Origin of the sequence: Pseudomonas sp. zfem004 (genome assembly GCF_032621715.1) — a bacterium.
GTDB classification, from domain to species: domain Bacteria; phylum Pseudomonadota; class Gammaproteobacteria; order Pseudomonadales; family Pseudomonadaceae; genus Aquipseudomonas; species Aquipseudomonas sichuanensis.
The window spans coordinates 159,136-177,500 of the sequence record NZ_JAVYJF010000013.1; the positions used below are offsets into that span (position 1 = coordinate 159,136).

The window sequence follows — 18,365 nt, forward strand, 5'->3', positions numbered from 1 at the left end:
GTGGCCTGTGCAGGCTCAGCGGTTGTTCTGAATGAAGGCGGCGAGGGCGTCGAGCGACTCCAGGTGCTCGTCGATCTCGGTGGCCGGTACTTTGCAGCCGAAGGCATTCTTCACCGCCATGACGATGTCCACCGCGGTCATCGAATCGACCAGGCCGGACTCGATCAGCAGGTCGTCATGGGCCACCGGGGTGCCGATCACGTTCTCGATGATTTCGGCCAGTTGTTGCTTGAGGGCTTGTTCGCTCATGTCAATCACTCCACGGAGTCAGAATTGGAAGTACAGGAAGCGTGCTTCCTTGTGCAGGTTCATCAGGCACAGCGCCAGCAGCAGCGCCATGATCAGCAGCCATTTGAGGGTCGGCGCCCAGCGCAGCGCGGCCGGGCCGTCGAGCTGCGCGCGGGCCAGGGACGGCGAGAAGCCGCCCATGATCTGTTGCGAATTGGGCAGGAACCAGGCCACGGCCAGCACTGCGAGTACGTGCAGCGCCTCCAGGTGGCGGCCCACCAGCAGGCGCCAGGCGTCACCCCAGGCGATCCCGGCCGGGTACAGTACCTCGGGCAGGCTGCCCAGGCCACGCAGGCCGAACATGCCCTCGATCAGCAGCACGGCATCATGGGTGGACTCGGCGCGGAAGAAGGCCTGGGCAACGATCACCGCCGCGAAGGTCAGCAGCACGTAACCCGCCACTTTCAGCGGGTGCTGGCTGGCCTTGCTGTTGCGCCCGACCACGAAGATGCGCCAGGCATGGTTGATCGACAGGTAAGCGGCATGCAGCAGGCCGAAGATCAAAAACTGCAGGCCGGCGCCATGCCAGATACCGGCCAGGCCCATGGTGAAGGTGGTCGGCAGGATAATCGCCGCGGCGAAGCCGCCCGGCGTCGCCGCGCCCTGGGTGCCGACCGGCAGCCCGCGCTTGCCGCGCCACTCCGACACCGCCATGGCCACCGGGTAATACAGGTAGGCGGTCAGGTAGCGGGTCAGGGTCATGTGCCAGCGGGCCCAGAAATCGATGATGTTGCTGGCCTTGTACGGCGAGTTGAAGTTCAGCGGGAAGCGAATGCCGAACATCTTGGCCAGGCCCAGGGCCATGTCCGAATAGCCGGAGAAGTCGAAGTACAGCTGCAATGCATAGGCGATACCGGTGCCCCACGCCGCCCAGAAGCCGAGGCTGCCAGGGTCGGCGAAGCCAGCGTCGGCATAGGGAGCGATCGGGTCGGCCAGCAGCACCTTCTTGGCCAGGCCGATGACGAACAGCATGCCGCCGACGCTCAGGTTCTCGGCACGGAACCGGTAGTTATCCGGCTGGGCGAACTGCGGCATCATTTCCTTGTGGTGCAGGATCGGCCCGGCGATCAGGTGCGGGAAGAAGGTCACGAACAGCACATAGCTGAGCAGGCTGCGTTCCTTGACGATGCCGGCGCGGCAGTCGAGCAGGTAGCCGATCTGGGTGAAGGTGAAGAACGAAATGCCCAGGGGCAGGATGATGTCGTCCAGGCGGGTGCCGGCCAGGCCCCAGTCCTGGGCGAAGTTCACCAGGGTGACGAAGTACTTGTAGTGGAACAGCAGCGCAATGTCGGCGCCGACCCCGGCCGTGGTGATCAGCAGTTGCAGGCGTGAGCGCCCGGCCGTGCCGAGGATGGCCAGGCTGACCAGGTAGTTGAAGGCGATCGAGCCGATCAGCAGCAGCACGAACTGCGGGTTCCACCAGCCGTAGAACACGATCGAGGTCGCGCACAGCCACAGCGCGGCGCCGCGCAGGCTGCGGGCGGCGATCAGGTAGTGGGCGGCCAGGGTCAGCGGCAGGAACAGCAGCAGGAACAGGTAGGAGTTAAAGAGCATGGTCGGCCTGCGGTTCAGGTAGCGTTGCCAGCACGGTGCGCTCGTCGGCGGTCAATGGCAGCGACAGGGCGCTTTCGGAAAATTCCCAGATCACCAGCTTGAGGCTGGCCGGCCAGCGCTCACGCTTGCCCAGCGCGGCCAGCAGCGCACCGCTGAACTGGCCGCCGTCCAGGCTCTGGTTCCACACCTGCTGGCCAAGGTTGCGGCCCAGGCGTTCGGCAAAGGCGCTGCGCCGGCCGTTGGAGCTGCCCGCCAGCAGCACCTGTACTTCAGGCGTGTCGTCGAGCAGGCCACCACCGCGCTGCACCTGGATCTGCTGCGGGTGTTCGTCTTCCACGGCTGGGCGCCAGGCGCTGGACGCGTGCTCAAGGCCCGCCAGTACGATCAGGTCACCCATGCGCGGTTGCGCAGCGCCAACCTGGGAGCTGGTGAACACCTGGTCGCGCTTGCCATCGAGCAGCGCCAGGGCGCTGGCGGCCACGGCGTCGGCGGCGCGCTGGGCACCGTCGGCATTAAGGTGCACATCGGTGCGGAAGAACTGTGGCGGGGTTTGCGGGCCATGGGCCAGGGCCGCGCCGAGGTCGGCATAGGGCACGCCCTGGCTGGCCAGGCTGGCTTGCCACTGGCCCAGGCGCGCCTGCAATTGCGGCGACTGCTGCAGGCCGCAGAGGGCCTGGCTTTCGATACGGGATTTGTCCGGCACGGCCACCAGCAGCACCTGCAGGCCCTGGCTGCGCAGTTGCCCGACCCAGTGCTGCATCAGCCGCAGGCGTGCTTCATAGGCGCCGCTGACGCCGGCCTGGGCGCGCAGGCCGTCGCGGTAGAACAGCCAGCCCGGGCAACCCTGCACCACCTGGTCGCCCAGGTCGCCGAGCAGGCGATAGCGCACCGCCGCACTCAAGGTGTCGGCGTTTTTCTGAAGCTCCGGTTGCAACGCATCACCCAGGGCCTTGCCGGCCTCGCCGTCGAACCAGGCCGCCGGGCGCAGCTGCGCGGCATCGAGCTTGCTGTTGAACAGCAGCCACAGGCCACAGGCCTGGGCCAGCAGCAACAGGCCGATCACCGCGGCGGTGTAGCCACGGTGCGAAGGGGTGACGGGGGTCGCCTGTTCAGCCATGGCTCACTTTCCGGCAGCGGCGCGCAGGCGCTGGCGCCAGCTGTCGGCGCTCATGATCGAGGCGTTGTCCCACAGGCCGCTGGCCTGGGGGCCCTGGGCGTAGGTGGGTTCGAACATCTGCCACACCAGCACTTGCGGCGGGTTGCGCTTGAAGTCGGCCGACTCCAGGTACTCCAGCAGCATGATCCACTGGCCGACGTTGCCGGGCTTCCAGTTCACCGACACCGGGCGGTCGATGCTGTTGGACAGTTTCTGCGGGAAGCCGAAGTACGGCTGCACCATGCTGTGGCCGGTCACGTGCAGCGGCGCCGGGGCGTCATCGAGCAGGCCGTTGGCCGCGGCCTGACGGCGCACGGTGAAGGTTTCGCGGCCAGTCTGCTTGCGCTGCTCGGGGGTGAGGAAACGCTCGGCCAGGTCGCCGTAGCGGCGCTCCTTGAACTCGCTGCCCAGCTGCATGCCGCTGCCGGCAGTGCCCTTCAGGGCCGGTACATCGCGGCGGGCCTGCTCGGCGGTGGCTTGCGCCGTGGCGTCGGCGGCGGCCTGGGTCCAGTGCTGGTCGGTGCGGTAGAACACGTCCTTGCCGCCGTCCTTGAGCTGGCGCAGCACGGCCTCGTCGTCGATGGCGCTGATGCCGGCCTTGCGCAGGCTGGCCAGGATGGTCTGGTAGCGCTGCTGCACGGCAGGGCTCAGGGCTTTGCCGGCGGGCAGCTTGTCCTGGTAGAAGCGGGTCTTGTCGGGCAGCACCAGCACCTGCAACTGCACGCCGCGCGCGGCCAGGGCCTGCTGGGCGTCCTTGATCAGCGCGGTGGAAGCTTCGATGCCGCGGCTGTCGACCTCGGTCAGGCTGCCCCAGCCAGGGAACAGCCAGCCGTCGTTGCCACGCAGCACGATCGACGAGTCATCGGCCTGGGCTGGCATGGCAAAGCTGATGCTGGCAGCCAGCAGGCTGGCGGCGAGGCCTTTGAAAGAGCGGGTGAGCACAGAAGACGGCAGCATGGCAGTGGTCCTCAATACGACAGAGTCAGGTTCATGAACAGGCCCTCGGCCCGGTCGGAGGCACCGCCGCCGACGGCGAAGCGGTATTGGGCCGTCCAGTCCAGGTAGGAGCGGGGCGTATGGTAATGGTCTTCGCGGAAGTAGTAGCGCAGGGCAACGCCGGGGCCGGCGGCCATGGACCAGGAGCCCTGGTCGCGGGTCAGGGAGAAGCTCTGGCCCTCCAGTTGCGTCGCCATGATCGCGTTGCTGCCTGTGGCACCGTGCAGCCCGGTGGCCTGGTCTTTCTGCCAGATCCAGTCGGCGGCGCCGACGACATGGGGGAACAGCACGACGTCCGGCAGCAGCTTGTAGCTGCGGCCCAGGCGGATTTCGTTGCTGAGGAACAGTTGCTCGCGCTTCAGGCGGCCGTCGGCCTGGGCCTGAGCTTCGGTACGCGAGCCCCGGGTATCGACGTCATAGACCGTCCACTTGGCCGGGTTGTCCTCCAGCGAATAACCCAGTTGTGAATAGGCGTCCACGGTCCACCAGCTGCGTTCGTCGAAACGCAGTTCGGTGCCGCGGTAGAAGCCATAGGTGGCGTAGGTCAGCCAGCCGCCGGCGCTGTCCTTGAGCTTGAAGCGCAGCAGCGCGCCATTCATGCCGGAGGCCTGGCTGGCTGTCTGGAAATCGCAGCGATCGGTGTTCTTGCCCGGGTTGGCGGTGCCTTCGCGGGTGGCGCTGCCCAGCAGGAAGCGCCGCTCGATGCCGAAGGTAAAACCGGTGTCGGACAGGGTGTAGCGCACGCCCAGGGCACCGATGGTGCTGGGGAAGCCGGTCACCGACTGCGAATCGCTGACCCCGCCGCCATCCAGGGCCTGCTTGGTGCAGGGATCGACCGCGCCGTTGGAGCGGAACTTGCCGCCTTCATCCCACAGGGTGTTGCTCAGGCGCCCATACACTTCCAGCACGCCGTTCTGGTCATTGAACTGGCTGGGCCGCCAGTACAGTTCGGCGGTACTGAAGATCGAGTCGCCGGCCGAGCTTTGCCCGGCGTTGGCGATGGTGGTGCTCGGGCGCGCGCCGCGGTAGCTGGCGGTCACGGTGGCACCCCATTCGCGGTCATAGGCGGTGATGGCGCTGCGCGTGTTGTGGCGCTGCTGTTCATCGAGTTGCAGGGTGCCGGCATCGTCCATGTCGATGGCGTGCTTGAGCTGGCGAACGGCGGCCGGTTTTTCACCCATGGCCGACAGCGCATAGGCCTCGTCGAGTATCACGGTCTTCGGCGCCTTGCCGGTGTCGCGGGCGGCGCGGAAGTCCTCACGGGCGCGTGCGGGCTGGGCCGTGCGCATGCGCAGGTAGCCGCGCTGCATCAGCAGCTCGGCATCGCTGGGGGTTCGGGCGATGGCGTCGCTCAGGCGCTGCTCGGCTTCGGCGGCCTGCTGCGGGGTGCCGGCCGCCAGGGCGGTGGTGAGCAGGCGCTGGAACTCGAGGTTGTCCGGGTCCTGTTCGACAGCCTTGCGCGCCTGGGCGATCGCTTCCTGGTAATCCTGGCGGGCATAGGCGGCATAAGCCTCGGAGGCCGGGCCGGCGGCACCGCCGGCATCGGCGGGCAGCAGTTCGCACTGGGTGCCGTAGGGGGTGTCCTGGCACGACTGGCGCGGCGCCGGGTAGTTGCTCAGGTTCAGCGCGGTGGCCGGGGCGCGGTCATCGGCCAGGGCCTGCTGGCGTTTGCCCACGGCCTCGTCGCTGGCGTTCATGGGTGCCAGCAGGGCCGTGGCGCGGGCTTTGTCACCGCCGGCCAGGGCCGCGTCGATGGCGATCAGGCGCACGTTGCGCAGCTGCTCTTCGTCGAGCCAGTCCTGGGCCAGGGCGCTGTCGAAGTCGCTGCCGGCCGCCTGGGCGTTGCCCTGGTACTGGCGCAGGTAGCCGCGCATTACCAGCATCACGGTGCTTTCGTCATCGGCTTCGAGCGCTTCGTTGGCAGCCTGTTCGGCGGCGGCGGGCTGGTTGTCCAGCAGCAGCACGGTCACCAGCAGCAGGCGGTGGCTGGCGATGTCCGGCGCCAGGCGCACGGCTTCGCGGGCCAGCGGCACGGCATCGCCGGGGCGGTTGGCAATCAGCGCCTGATAGGCCTGCTCGGCCGGGCGCACGGCCATGCGCCGGTTCAGGGTCTGGCGGCGGGCTTCCAGGTCACTGGTGTTGGGGGCGCCCAGGCTGATCGCGGTGCCGGCGGCGGTGGCGGCATCGGCCCAGCGTTGCTGCGCCTCCAGGCTGTCGAGCCAGAGCAGGGCCCAGGCGCCCTGGCTTGGGTCGGTACGGAACGCTCGCTCGCCATCGCGCTCGGCGGCGGCCATGTCACCGGCGTTGTAGGCCGCGTAGGCCTTGGTCGCCAGCGGGAAGCCGCGCTGGTAGGCCGCCGAAGGTGCCGGGCCGCTGGCGGCCGGGGCATTTTGCTGCAGGTTGGTCACTGCCGCCTGCAGGCCGGGGTCACGCACGCCGCGCTTGAGCGCGCTTTGCGCCGCCTGGCGGGCTTCATTGCGCCGGCCGAGCTTCTGCAGGGTGTAGACCTTGAGCAGGTTCAGCCGGGCCACGTCCGGGCGCAGCTTGAGGGCAGCATCCACCTGTTGCAGGGCATCGCGGTAGCGCCCCGACTGGTAGCTGCGGTAAGCCTGGTCGGCTTGTTCCCAGGCCACGCCTTCAAGCGGCACCTCGGCGGCCAGGGCGGTGGGCAGGTTGGCGCAGGCAAGCCAGGCACCGAACAACAGGATGGCGGGGCGAGCGGGGGTCATGTCAGTGCGGCAGCCTGGGTCTTGTTCGCCGCCGTAGCGGGCTTGGTTTCGGGGAAGGACGCTGCGGGCTCGCCGTTTTCCTGCTGGAACAGGATGGCCTCGTTGAGCGTGTCCGCATCCAGGTAGCCGTGCTCGAGCAGGATCTGCCCCAGCGGCTTGTGTTCTTCGGCCTGGGCCTTGAGGGCCTGGGCCAGGATGTCGTCGTCGATGGCGCGCCACGACAGCAGCAGTTCGCCAAGGCGCAGGCGCTGCTGGTGCAACTGGTCGGCCGAAGGGAAGTCGTGCATGGTCTTGTCCCAGACCAGCTTCTTGCCCAGGAACAGATAGCCCAGGTACAGCCGCCAGGCGCGTGCCGCGGCCATGGCATTGATGAAGTTGCCGATGATCATCCGCGGCCCCGACAGCAGGGCGTGTTCCCAGCCATACAGGCGGCCGACGAAGTACGCGCGCTGCAGGATGCGCAGGCTCAGGGCCAGGGTGTTGGCCCACATCAGGTCGAGCAGCAGGCTGTTGGGCGAGAACACCGACGGGAAGAACACTTTCCAGTGGCCGGTGGCGCTGATCCCCAGGAAGATCAGGTGCTGGAACAGCAACACGTAGGCGAGGATGGCGACGAACGAAGTGATCAGGCCCTTGCGGTCGCGGAACAGCAGGTACTTGGTCGCCAGCGAGCCTTCCCAGCCCACCTGGCTCCAGCCTTGCAGGCCGATGCCCAGGGTCCAGCGGGCCTTTTGCCGGTAGGCGGTGTGGAAGGTGTCGGGGAAATACTCACGCACGCCCAGGGGCATGTGTACGGCCACCATCTTTTCCTTGCCGTTGCCGAACCAGGTGGTGCGCTTGGCCACGTAGTCCACCGGGAACTTGCCGAAGATCTGCTTCATGCCGCGCCGCGCCAGGCGTGCGCCGATGTCGTAGTCCTCGGTGAGGGTGTCGGTGTTGAACGGCTGGTTGTTGGTCTCGGCCGACAGCTCCAGCAGCGCCTTGCGCGAGAAGCAGGTGCCGACGCCGGCCGAGGGCACCATGCGCGACATGCTCTCGCGCACCACCAGGTCCTTGGTGTGCCATTCGGCGAACTCGTCCATGTAGGTGCCGGCCACCAGTTCGTACCAGTCACGTTCCAGGGAGGTGACCGGCAGCTGGATGAAGTCGATGCGTGGCAGCAGGTAGTTGAAGTAGTGCAGTTCCAGGCGGTGCAGCACGTCTTCGCTGTCGTGCAGGATCATCCCGGCGAAGGGCTCGGGCATGCGCGCGTCCTGGGCGAAGATCGCCTGGATGATCCAGTTCAGGCAGTCGGCCTTGCAGGTCGGGCCGTCATGGGGCACTTCGACGCGGATCAACTGCTTGTAACGCCGGCGCATGCGCTCCACCTCGTCGATGGTGCGCTGGTCGTTGCAGTAGGTGCCGACGAAGATGTAGTAGTTCTTGTAGTCCAGCGAGCCGACCATGTTCTCCAGCATCGGCGCGATCACGTCGTACTCCAGCCACGCCGGGATCATGATCGCCAGCGGCTGCTCGGGCTTGGCGCGCAGCTGCTCCACCGTCAGCGCCTGGTAGCGCTTGCGGCGGATCAGCAGCTTGCGGTACGTCTGGCGCACCCAGTACCAGATATCGATGAACAGGTCATCGAGGCTGGACAGCAGGATCAGTACACCGACGACGGCGGTGACGATCTCCAGCCCCCGGTAATACTCCGCCAGCAGGTACGGCCAATAGAGTGAGAACATGCGCGCTTACCCCGGCTTACTTGCCTTTGTGCTTCAGACGCAGCCGGCGGGCGACTACACCCAGCAGCACCAGCAGCAGGACGATGCCGGACAGGGTGGGCAGCGCCCACACCAGTTGCTTGCGCCACTGGTGGAACGGCGTGCCGGCCAGGTTGAGTTCCGGGTCGGTGGTGTCGACCCAGGTCAACGGGCCTTGCTCGCCGATCACCACGGCATTGCCCTGGGTCAGCAGGAACGGCACCTGCGGCACCATGGCCGGGTTGCCCAGGCTGTTCCAGAGCACGCCGTGCTGGCCGCTGGAATCGACCACTGACAAGGTGCCCAGGCCTTGCGGCCCCTGCAGGTCGAGGGCCAGTTGCTGGTTGCCCTGGGCCTGCAGGCGTTGCAGCTCGGCGACGCCCAGCACCGGCTTGGCGCCCGGCAGTTGCACATCCACGGCCAGGAACGGCCGCGACGGCGCGACCTCGGCCTTGCCGTCGGCCAGCACCAGCTCGGCGTTGACCGGCGACAGCGAGGCGGCGCTGGCCAGGCGGATCAGTTTGCCCAGGTTGGCCACCGGCGCTTGCAGGACGGCCTGGTCGACGATCACCTGGGGTTTGCCGGCCAGCAGCGGCAGCAGGCCGATGAAGGTGCCGTCGGGTTCGGCATCAGCCGAGCTCAGGTAGCTGCTGGGCAGCACGTTGACCGGGTAGGCCTGGGGGATCTCGGCGCAGTTCGGCGAGCTCGGTTGGCGCTGGAAGCGCACCTGCACGGTATTGGTGACGCCCAGGGCGTAGCCCGGGATGCGCGCCTTCAAGCGCTCGGGGCTGCCATCGGCATCCAGTTGCGCGGCGTTGAGCAGCACGTTGTTCCAGATCACCGAGGCGACCGGCGGGGTAGGCGAGGCGCCCGGCGCGGCGGCGAGGTCGAGGTTGAGTTCCCCTGGCATGCGGCCATTGGTCGATACGGCGCTGAGCGGGAAGGTGGCAGTCCACTCGCCGCGGCTGACCACATCGAAGGTGCCGAAGTTGCCGCCCAGGGCGCTCAGGCGCAGATGGCCGTGATCGTTGCGCAGCGCATCACCCACGTCCTTGACCTGCGCCTCGCGCGATACCAGCACATTGCGCCAGCTCGCGTCGAACACGCCGGCGGCCTTGGCGCCGGCATCGGCAGCCACGGCCACCAGGGCCTGGCGGCCCAGGCTGAGCAGTTGCAGTTGCTGGCTGGGCAGGGCGCCGGTGGCCAGGCTGGCCTTCTGCTTGCGCCATTGCGCCAGGGCGGCGAGGGCGGCCTGGTCGTCCTGCAGCTGTTGCGCCAAGGCGTCCAGGGCAGTGTTGAGCTGTGCCACCAGCGCGTTGTCGGCGACGGCCAGGTCGGCGCGGATCGCCGGGGCATCGAGCAGCAGCAGGGCACCCAGCTCGGCCGGGCTGGCCAGGGTGTGGCTGGCCTGGCCGGTCAGGGCGGCGAAGGCCGGGACTCTAGCCAGGGCCGCCGGCACCTCGATGCCGGTCAGCGACACGCTGTCGCCGACTTGCGGCAAGGCACGTACCTGGGCGCGGCGGGCGCTGCGCTCCAAGGCCACGCCCAGGCGCCAGGCGCTGTCGAAGCTGTTGCGTTCGAGCGCACCGCCCGCGACCAGAATCACCGGCTCACCCGGCAGGCTGCTCCAGGCTTCGGCCAGGCTGCCCAGGGCCGACATCGAGTAGCGGTAGCTCAGGCGCGTCTGTGGCGACAGGGTCAGCACGTTGGCGGTGGCCCGTGGCGGGGCGCAGAAGTCCTCCGAAACCGGCGAGCTCCAGTCCAGGCTGAAACTGACGAAGCCACTGGCGTGCTTGCCGCTGTCCACTGCCAGGGTCCGGCTCAGGTCGCCTTCGGCGCGGTTGACGCGCTCGGCCACGCGGGGCTGGCCATCGACGGCCAGGCGCAGGGTGGCAGGCTGTTCTTCACCTTTGATGAACTGGCCCTTGAGCTCGATCTGCGCATCGCTGATCGCCACGCCCTTTGGCACCGGCAGGAAGAACGCCTGGCGGTTGTCGGCCTGGTCGAGCACCACTGGGTTGGTGATGCCCAGGTCCTTGAGCGAAACGCTGCGTGACACCCAGTCCTGGGCCATCAGCGCTTGCAGGGCATCGCTGGCAGGGGTGGCATGGGCAAGGAGCGGGGAGGTAAGGGCAGTGCCCAGAACGGCGAACTGCAAGCGGCGAGTCGTGTGGCTCAACGATCTAGTCCTTGAAGGTTCAGTGGCGTTGGCAGCGCTCAGCGGGCGTGCAAACGTGTGCGCCGACAGGCGTTTTAAGGCGCAGGTCTTCGCGTGGGTATACGGGTAATCAGTGACGAGGGGGGAAGCGAACGCTGTCAAACGGTCGTTCGAGCGCGATGCCACTTCGTCAAGACATCGGATGCGTACTCTCTAATATCAAAGTGCCTATGTCAATATTTTGATGCTTTTTTGTAAGAAAATTCGACCGACGACGTCAGATGAAATGACGTCGCCGTTTTATTGACGCTTGTGTGCCGTTCAGCGCACCTGGAAGGGCGTGAACGGGCGGCCCAGCAGGGCATTGACGATGCGCTCGCTGGCGTTGCCGTCGCCATAAGGGTTGACGCTGCGCGCCACCTGGGCATAGAGCGCGTGATCATCCAGCATGGCCTGCACCGCCTGGACGATCCGAGCGCTGTCGGTGCCCACCAGCTTGACCGTACCGGCGGCCACGGCTTCCGGGCGCTCGGTGGTGTTGCGCATCACCAGCACCGGCTTGCCCAGGTGCGGGGCTTCTTCCTGCACGCCGCCGGAGTCGGTCAGCACCAGGTGGGCGCGTTGCATGAACCAGACGAATTCCAGGTAGTCCAGCGGGTCGATCAGCTGCACGTTGGGGTTGTCGCCCAGCACGCTCATGACCACATCGCGCACCTGCGGGTTGAGGTGCACCGGATAGACGATCTGTACATCGTCGCGCTTGGCCAGTTCGCCCAGGGCCTGGCAGATCTGGCGGAAGCCCTCGCCGAAGTTCTCCCGGCGGTGGCCGGTGACCAGTATCAGCCGGCGGCTGGCGTCGAGCCATGGGTAGCGGCTGGCGAAGCCTTCGCCGATCTCGGGTTCGCGGTCGAGCTTCTGCAGGATCAGGTCCAGGGCATCGATCACGGTGTTGCCGGTGATGTGGATCTGCCCTTGCAGGTTCTCCTGCAACAGGTTGTTGCGCGAGGTGACGGTGGGTGCGAACAGCCAGCGGGCCATCACGTCCACCACGCGGCGGTTCATTTCCTCGGGGAAGGGCTGGGCCAGGTCGCCGGTGCGCAGGCCGGCCTCGACATGGCCGATGGCGATGCCGCGGTGGAAGGCCGCCATGCTGCAGGCGGCGGCGGTAGTGGTGTCGCCATGCACCAGCACGCAATCAGGTTTGAGTTCGTCGAGCAGGGCGTCGATACGGGTCATCAGGCGGGCGAACAGGCCATTGAGGGTTTGCCCCGGGACCATCACATCGAGGTCGTGGTCCACCGGCACGGCAAACAACTGCAAGACCTGGTCGAGCATCTGCCGGTGCTGGCCGGTGCTGCAGACGATGCTTTCGATACCCTCGGTGCGGGCCAGGGCCCTGACCAATGGCGCCATCTTGATGGCTTCTGGGCGGGTGCCGAACAACGTCAGAACTTTCATCACGCACGACTCCACTATCAAACGAACGGTTGAATGGCGCGGATGATACCGGATTGATATTGCAGTGCATTGATCTGATGCCAGAAGACGCAATTTATCCTGCGCCCTGTCGCCGTTTGCGACTTGCCGGTGCCGTACTAGGCTGCTGGATACCCGTGGTGGGCGTTGCCCCGCCACCGACCAGGAGGTGGCCCATGTTGCCTTTGCCTAACGAGCTCAAGCTGTCCCGGGCTTTGCTCGACGTGCTGATACGCGCAGGCCTGGTGGCTGCGCTGGTGGTCACCTGCTTTGCGGTGTTCCGCCCGTTCCTGAGCCTGATGCTGTGGGCGGTGATCCTGGCCATCACTTTCTACCCACTGCATGGGCGCTTGCGCGCCAGGCTGGGCTTGAAAAGCGGGCATGCGGCCAGCCTGATCATCCTGGTCACGCTGCTGATCCTGATGGTGCCGATCTACCTGCTGGGCGATTCCATCGCCGCGTCGGTGCACGCGGCGATGGAGCTGTTCAAGAGCGGGGCCTGGCATGTACCGCAGGCCAACCCGGTGGTGGCCACCTGGCCGCTGGTGGGGCCGCCGCTGTATGGCTTCTGGCAACAGGCGGCCACCGATGCCACCAGCCTGATCCAGAGCGTCACCCCGCACCTCAAGGGCATCGGCATGGTGGTGCTGGGCAAGCTGGCCGGGGTCGGCACCGGCTTTTTGCTGTTCATCGGCGCGCTGATCCTGTCGGGCGTGGTCATGGCCTTCGGTGATAACGGCGAGCGCAGTGCGGTGCAGATCGCCACGCGCATCTCTGGCGCCGAACGCGGCCCGCTGATCGCCGAGCTGTGCACCGCGACCATTCGCGCGGTGGCCCAGGGCGTGGTCGGCATTGCCTTCATCCAGATGCTGCTGGTGGGGCTCGGTTTCGTGCTGATGGGCATCCCCGGCGCCGGCCTGCTGGCCATTCTGGTGCTGCTGCTGGGCATCATGCAGTTGCCGGTGTTGCTGATCACGCTGCCGGTGGTGGCCTTTGTGTTCTTTACCGAGGGCGCCAGCGTCGGCGCCGTGGTGTTTGCCGTGTACAGCGTGCTGGCCGGCATGGTCGACAACGTGCTCAAGCCCCTGCTGCTGGGGCGCGGGGTGGATGTGCCGATGCCGGTGGTGCTGATCGGTGCGCTGGGGGGCATGGTTGCCGAAGGCATCATCGGGTTGTTCATCGGCCCGGTGATCCTGGCCATCGGCTACATGCTGTTCTGGCAGTGGGTGGAGCAAGGCCCGGCGCCAGATCCGGATAATGGATGATCAAGCGGAGGGGCCCATGCTCAAGCGAATCGTCGCAGGCGTGTTTCTGCTGGCTGTGATGTTGATCAGCCTGGGCAGCCAGGCCGTCGAGCAAGACGTCGTCGCGACGGCCGAGCCTGCCGAACTCAAGGTGGCCAACCGCAGCATCATGGTGTTCCACGCCACCTTGCTGGGCGAAGCACCTGCGGCCCGGGCCCGGCGCGCCGAGGCGGTCATCAACGAGCGGCTGGATGAAGGCGAGGCCGGCACGGTCAGCGTGGACGCCATTCAGGACAGCTTCCTGGTGCTGCTCGGTGATCGCCGGGCTTTCATTGTTTCGCCCAAGGACATGGTCGGTAGCGACCTCAATGTCCGCCAGGGTGCCGAGGCGGCGGCGCAACGCCTGCGTCAGGTGGTCGACGAGGCGCAACAGGCGCGCAGCCCGCGCTTCCTGCTCATGGCCGCCGGGCTGAGCGCCGCCGCCACGCTGGTCTACATCCTGCTGGTCAAACTCTGTGCGTGGCTGCACCACAAGGCCCTGTCCTGGCTGCCGCAACGGGTGCGCAAGCACGCCAGCGCCTTGCGCATCGGCCACACGCAACTGGTCGATTCCAGCAACCTGTACCCGCTGCTGCGGCGCCTGCTGGCGCTGCTGCGCTGGACCCTGGTGCTGCTGCTGACCTACGAATGGCTGAGCTTCGTGCTGCAGCGCTTCCCCTATACCCGGCCCTGGGGTGAAAGCCTCAACCTTTACCTGCTGGGGCTCTTGCGCCATGTGCTCACGGGGATTGTCGATGCCATCCCGGGCCTGTTGATCGCCTTGCTGATCTTCTTCATCGCCCGTGGCATCAGCGCCTTCAGCAAGCGCCTGCTCGAGCGCCTGGCGCGGCCGGGCTCGATCAGCTGGCTGACCCAGGAAACCCTGCAACCCACCACGCGGCTGACTTCGCTGGCGATCTGGCTGTTCGCCCTGGCCATGGCCTACCCGTACCTGCCGGGCGCCGACACCGAAGCGTTCAAGGGCTTGTCGGTGCTGATCGGCCTGATGATCTCGCTGGGCGCCACCAGTGTGGTCGGCCAGGCCGCCGCCGGGCTGATCCTCACCTATACCCGCACCCTGCGTCCCGGCGAGTACGTGCGCATTGGCGAGCACGAGGGCACGGTGACCGAGCTGGGCATGTTCACCACCACCATCCGCACCGGGCTGGGCGAGGTGCTGACGCTGCCCAACTCGATGATTACCGGCGCGGTGACCAAGAACTACTCGCGGGTGGTGCAGGGCCAGGGCTATGTGGTCGATACCACGGTCACCATCGGCTACGACACGCCCTGGCGCCAGGTCGAGGCGATGCTGCTGGAGGCCGCGCGGCGCACCGACGGGGTGCTCGACACACCCCGCCCGCAAGTGTTCCAGACCGCCTTGTCGGACTTCTACCCCGAATACCGCCTGGTGGCCCAGGCCGTGCCCAGTGAGCCACGACCGCGGGCCGAGCTGCTGACGCTGTTGCACGCCAATATCCAGGATGTGTTCAACGAGTACGGCGTGCAGATCATGTCGCCGCACTACCTGGGGGACCCCGCGCAGGACAAGGTGGTGCCCAAGGAGCAGTGGTACAGCGCCCCTGCGGTTGAGCCTAAGGACACGCAGCGATGATCGACTTCTTGCTTGCGGCACTGCGCTCGAGCCCGGAAATCGCAGTGTTTCTCGCCATCGCCCTGGGCATGTTGCTGGGCCGCGTGCGGCTGGGCAGCTTCCACCTGGGCTCTGTGGCCGGGGCGCTGCTGATGGGCCTGCTGATCGGCCAGATCGGCCTGGAGGTGCCGCAGGCCCTGAAATCGGTGTTCTTCGTGCTGTTCATCTACGCGGTCGGTTTCAAGAGCGGGCCGGAGTTCTTCGGCAGCCTCAACGCCGGCACCTTCAAGCTGGTGCTATTTTCGGCGGTGCTGTGCCTGGTGGCGCTGGGCAGCATCCTGCTGATGAACCTGGTGTTCCACTTCGACGCCGGCTTCACGGCGGGCCTTGGCGCCGGCGCGCTCACCGACACGGCGATCATGGGTACGGCCAGCAGTGCCATCGCCCACCTGCCACTGGCCGATGCGGACAAGGCGCAGCTCAACAGCCACATGGCCATCGCCTACGCCATCACCTACCTGTTCGGCACCGTTGGCCTGATCGTGTTCGTCGGCACCATCGCCCCCTGGCTGCTGCGGGTCGATCTGCGCGAGGCGGCCCGGGCGCTGGAGGCAGAGCTGGGGATCGACAACCAGGACGAGGTGCTGAGCATTCCCTACACACGCATCGTGGTCCGCGCCCATCGCCTGCAGGCCGCGGAGCTGGCCGGCGCGAGCATTGCCGCGATCGAACGCCTGCACCCCTCGTTGAGCGTGGAGCGGGTGGTGCGCGGCGATCAGGTGCTCGAACGCGATCCCGCCCTGGTGCTGCAGGCTGGCGACATCCTCGGTATCTATGCCCTGCGCGAAGCGGTCGGGGGCCTGGCGGCGATGGTCGGGCCGGAGGTCGACGACCCGCGGCCACTTTCATTCCCGACCCGTTCGGCCGATATCGTCCTCACCGCCCGGGCCTTTCATGGCAAGACCGTGCGCCAGATCCGCCAGCAACTGGCCGGGGCAGGGCGCATGGGCTGCTTCATCGACAGCGTCAGCCGCCAGGGCCTGGAGCTGCCGCTGCTGGCCAATACCGTGCTGCGGCGCGGCGACGTGATTGCCCTGACCGGGCGCACGGCCAGTATCGAGGCGTTGGCGGGCGCATTGGGGCGCATACGCGAGCGCACACACAAGTCGGACATCGCCGTGCACAGCCTGGGCATGGTCGGCGGCGCGCTGCTGGGTATGCTTTCGACCCACATCGGCATGATCCCGGTGGAGCTGGGCGTCGGTGGCGGGGTGCTGCTGATGGGCCTGCTGATCGGCTGGTACAACTCGCGCCACCCCGACATCGGCGGCATGCCCCCGGCGGCGCAATGGGCGTTTTCCGAGTTCGGCCTGACCGCGTTTGGCGCGGTGGTGGGCTTGCTGGCGGGGCCGGCGGCCTTGGAGGCCATGCGCGAGCAGGGCTTGGCGCTGCTGGTGTCGGGCATGCTGGTGACCCTGCTGCCGCCGCTGGTGGCCCTGTATTTCGGGCGCTACGTGCTGCGCCTGCACCCGCTGATCCTGCTCGGCGCGCTGGCCGGCGCACAGACCGAGGCGGCCTCGATGAACAAGGTCATCGAGATGTCCGGCAGCCATACGCCGGTGATCGGCTTCACGGTCTGCTACGCGATCTCCAACGTGCTGCTGGCGGTATGCGGGCCGATTATCGTGGCGTTCGCCAGCTGAGCCTTTATCACCCGATACGACAGCACGCTCAGAAACGCCAGGTAGCGCCACCGCCGACGATGTGCAGGGCGGCGTTGCGGTAGCTGCCGGAGAGGCTGTCGCCCGAGCGGGCCTTGGTCTGCTCGACGTCCATGTCGCCCATCCAAATCAGGGTGTAGGCCAGGTGCAGGTCCAGGCCGTCGCGCAGCTGGTAGTTGACGCCGGTGGCCAGGCGCCAGGTGGCGCCCATGGGGTTGTCGACGGTGCGGTCGCTGTCGTCCACCGCCGAGCTGTCGTAGCCGACCCCGGCGCTCCAGCGCAGGCGCGGGGTAGCCTGGTACTGGGTGCCGAGGGAGGCGTGCCAGGTGTCCTTGTACTTACGGTCGACGCTACGGCTGACATTGCCGCCGGCATCGCTGTCCACCTCCACGCCGATATCACCAAATTCGCTCCAGTCCTGCCAGCCGAGGCTGGCCAACAGCTTCCATTGCGGGTCCAGGTCATGGGCGATGCTCAGCAGCACAGTCTGCGGCACGTTCATGTCCAGCTCCAGTTCACTCACGTCGAGGCGGCGCAAGGCGATATTGAGCAAGGGGTTGCTGACGTCGGTGACGTGGGGCTTGTCCTTGAATTCGAGCTTCACCTTGCTGGTGTAGGCCAGGCCCAGCTGGGTGGCGGGGGACAGGCGATAGTGCAGGCCAAGGTTCACGCCCACGCCCACGTCGGTGTCCTGGTACTCCAGCTGGCCGTCCGGCCGGTCGGCCAGGCCCAGCAGGTTGTTGTTGATGGCCATCTCGGTGCGGTAGTAGCCGTACAGGATGCGCGGGCCGATGCCCAGCGACAGGTCGTCGGTGAACTTGTAGGCGAGGGTGGGCTGGAACGACACGCCGATCACCGCCGCTTCCTGGGTGAAATAGCGGCCGGCCCAGTCATCGTCATAGTCCAGCGCCAGGCCGAAGTTGCCGTACATGCCGAAGCCAAGGGTGGCGCGCTCGTCGAGCTGGTGGCTGACGAACAGGCTGGCGCCGGGCAGGTACTGCAGCGCGTTGCCGCCTTCGTTGCCGTCGAACTGGTTGGCGCTGTCGCGGGAGAAGCGAATGTTGCCGAGGATGACCTGGGCATTGGCGCTGACCTGGGTGCCCTTGAGCTGGGTGATGGCGGCGGGGTTGCTCATCAGCACACTGGGGTCGCTGGCCAGTGCGGCGGCGCCGGCGTTGGCCAGGCCGTTGCCTTCCTGGCCGGCTTCGTAGATGAGGATGCCACCGGCCAGGGCGGTGCCGGTGGAGGCGGTGGTGCAGCACAAGGTGAGCAGGGGCAGTAACCGACGTCGTCTCATGGTCGTGGTCCTGACAGGGCTGGGGACGTTGTGGAGGGCACTGCCTGACGCCGTTGCGCCCGCCCTGACGTATCCAGCCTAGACGGCGTTGGTGCAATCCGCCGGTTTCATGGGGTCGGCGGTTTTGCTGTTACGCCGTGAAACCAGGCTCTTGAGGCTCTTCTTCTGGGGTGTCCTGCTGGACGTTGTGATAGACGGCTGCGGCGCAGAGGGCCGCCAACCCGACGCTGGCGACCACGATATCGCCCAGCAGGGTGCCGGCGACCAGGATCAGCAAACTGAGGCGGCAGAGCATCACCATGACAGCTCTCCATGGCAGTTGGGTTCGAATAGGGCCACCAACATAGCGTGCAACACGTTTTGATGCAGCG

12 protein-coding genes and 1 pseudogene are annotated in these 18,365 nt (G+C 67.0%); 3 read left to right on the forward strand and 10 right to left on the reverse strand.

Annotated elements, in window-relative coordinates; genetic code table 11:
• Positions 1-15: 15 nt before the first annotated feature.
• The 8 genes and pseudogenes from RTH46_RS15895 to wecB form a co-directional block, all read right to left on the reverse strand.
• Positions 16-249 carry an acyl carrier protein gene (locus RTH46_RS15895; RefSeq protein WP_153787847.1) on the reverse strand — a complete coding sequence of 78 codons (234 nt, stop codon included), beginning with the start codon at positions 247-249 and terminating at the stop codon, positions 16-18.
• 18 nt (positions 250-267) lie between these two features.
• Positions 268-1,842 (reverse strand): MBOAT family O-acyltransferase, encoded by a 1,575-nt coding sequence (locus RTH46_RS15900; RefSeq protein ID WP_316906078.1) that lies wholly within the window; start codon positions 1,840-1,842, stop codon positions 268-270.
• Positions 1,832-2,959 (reverse strand): alginate O-acetyltransferase AlgX-related protein, encoded by a 1,128-nt coding sequence (locus tag RTH46_RS15905; RefSeq protein WP_316906079.1) that lies wholly within the window; start codon positions 2,957-2,959, stop codon positions 1,832-1,834. The genes RTH46_RS15900 and RTH46_RS15905 overlap by 11 nt, the downstream gene beginning before the upstream one ends.
• 3 nt (positions 2,960-2,962) lie before the next feature.
• Positions 2,963-3,955 (reverse strand): alginate O-acetyltransferase AlgX-related protein, encoded by a 993-nt coding sequence (locus RTH46_RS15910; RefSeq protein WP_316906080.1) that lies wholly within the window; start codon positions 3,953-3,955, stop codon positions 2,963-2,965.
• Between the two features lie 11 nt (positions 3,956-3,966).
• On the reverse strand, positions 3,967-6,723 hold the full coding sequence (locus tag RTH46_RS15915; protein ID WP_316906081.1) for an NfrA family protein: 2,757 nt from the start codon (positions 6,721-6,723) through the stop codon (positions 3,967-3,969).
• A gap of 77 nt (positions 6,724-6,800) precedes the next feature.
• A pseudogene (locus RTH46_RS15920) lies at positions 6,801-8,447 on the reverse strand (glycosyl transferase family protein); the annotation flags it as partial.
• Positions 8,448-8,463: 16 nt separating this feature from the next.
• Positions 8,464-10,644, reverse strand: coding sequence for a hypothetical protein (locus RTH46_RS15925; RefSeq protein ID WP_316906082.1), 2,181 nt, complete (start codon positions 10,642-10,644; stop codon positions 8,464-8,466).
• A 300-nt stretch (positions 10,645-10,944) separates the two neighbouring features.
• Entirely contained in the window at positions 10,945-12,081 is a 1,137-nt protein-coding gene (wecB, locus tag RTH46_RS15930; protein ID WP_410478576.1) for a non-hydrolyzing UDP-N-acetylglucosamine 2-epimerase, read from the reverse strand.
• 194 nt (positions 12,082-12,275) lie between these two features.
• Here wecB and RTH46_RS15935 point away from each other — a divergent pair, with 194 nt between their 5' ends.
• The 3 genes from RTH46_RS15935 to aspT are packed head-to-tail and all read left to right on the forward strand — an operon-like array spanning position 12,276 to position 16,679.
• Positions 12,276-13,364 carry an AI-2E family transporter gene (locus RTH46_RS15935; protein ID WP_316906083.1) on the forward strand — a complete coding sequence of 363 codons (1,089 nt, stop codon included), beginning with the start codon at positions 12,276-12,278 and terminating at the stop codon, positions 13,362-13,364.
• Between the two features lie 16 nt (positions 13,365-13,380).
• Positions 13,381-14,997 carry a mechanosensitive ion channel family protein gene (locus RTH46_RS15940; RefSeq protein WP_316906084.1) on the forward strand — a complete coding sequence of 539 codons (1,617 nt, stop codon included), beginning with the start codon at positions 13,381-13,383 and terminating at the stop codon, positions 14,995-14,997.
• Complete coding sequence (gene aspT, locus RTH46_RS15945) at positions 14,994-16,679, forward strand: aspartate-alanine antiporter (protein WP_316906085.1); 1,686 nt, start codon at positions 14,994-14,996, stop codon at positions 16,677-16,679. The genes RTH46_RS15940 and aspT overlap by 4 nt, the downstream gene beginning before the upstream one ends.
• A gap of 28 nt (positions 16,680-16,707) precedes the next feature.
• Here the strand turns inward: aspT and RTH46_RS15950 are convergent, their stop codons facing one another.
• Positions 16,708-17,994 (reverse strand): OmpP1/FadL family transporter, encoded by a 1,287-nt coding sequence (locus RTH46_RS15950; protein WP_316906086.1) that lies wholly within the window; start codon positions 17,992-17,994, stop codon positions 16,708-16,710.
• 130 nt (positions 17,995-18,124) lie between these two features.
• On the reverse strand, positions 18,125-18,295 hold the full coding sequence (locus RTH46_RS15955) for a hypothetical protein (protein ID WP_178125848.1): 171 nt from the start codon (positions 18,293-18,295) through the stop codon (positions 18,125-18,127).
• Positions 18,296-18,365: the final 70 nt, after the last annotated feature.

Excerpts from the sequence above, each read along its gene's own strand:
- wecB (WP_410478576.1), bottom strand. The coding sequence starts at position 12,081 with ATGAAAGTTCTGACGTTGTTCGGCACCCGCCCAGAAGCCATCAAGATG.
- RTH46_RS15915 (WP_316906081.1), bottom strand. The coding sequence starts at position 6,723 with ATGACCCCCGCTCGCCCCGCCATCCTGTTGTTCGGTGCCTGGCTTGCC.
- RTH46_RS15895 (WP_153787847.1), bottom strand. The coding sequence starts at position 249 with ATGAGCGAACAAGCCCTCAAGCAACAACTGGCCGAAATCATCGAGAAC.
- RTH46_RS15950 (WP_316906086.1), bottom strand. The coding sequence starts at position 17,994 with ATGAGACGACGTCGGTTACTGCCCCTGCTCACCTTGTGCTGCACCACC.
- RTH46_RS15935 (WP_316906083.1), top strand. The coding sequence starts at position 12,276 with ATGTTGCCTTTGCCTAACGAGCTCAAGCTGTCCCGGGCTTTGCTCGAC.
- RTH46_RS15955 (WP_178125848.1), bottom strand. The coding sequence starts at position 18,295 with ATGGTGATGCTCTGCCGCCTCAGTTTGCTGATCCTGGTCGCCGGCACC.
- RTH46_RS15900 (WP_316906078.1), bottom strand. The coding sequence starts at position 1,842 with ATGCTCTTTAACTCCTACCTGTTCCTGCTGCTGTTCCTGCCGCTGACC.
- RTH46_RS15940 (WP_316906084.1), top strand. The coding sequence starts at position 13,381 with ATGCTCAAGCGAATCGTCGCAGGCGTGTTTCTGCTGGCTGTGATGTTG.
- aspT (WP_316906085.1), top strand. The coding sequence starts at position 14,994 with ATGATCGACTTCTTGCTTGCGGCACTGCGCTCGAGCCCGGAAATCGCA.
- RTH46_RS15910 (WP_316906080.1), bottom strand. The coding sequence starts at position 3,955 with ATGCTGCCGTCTTCTGTGCTCACCCGCTCTTTCAAAGGCCTCGCCGCC.
- RTH46_RS15905 (WP_316906079.1), bottom strand. The coding sequence starts at position 2,959 with ATGGCTGAACAGGCGACCCCCGTCACCCCTTCGCACCGTGGCTACACC.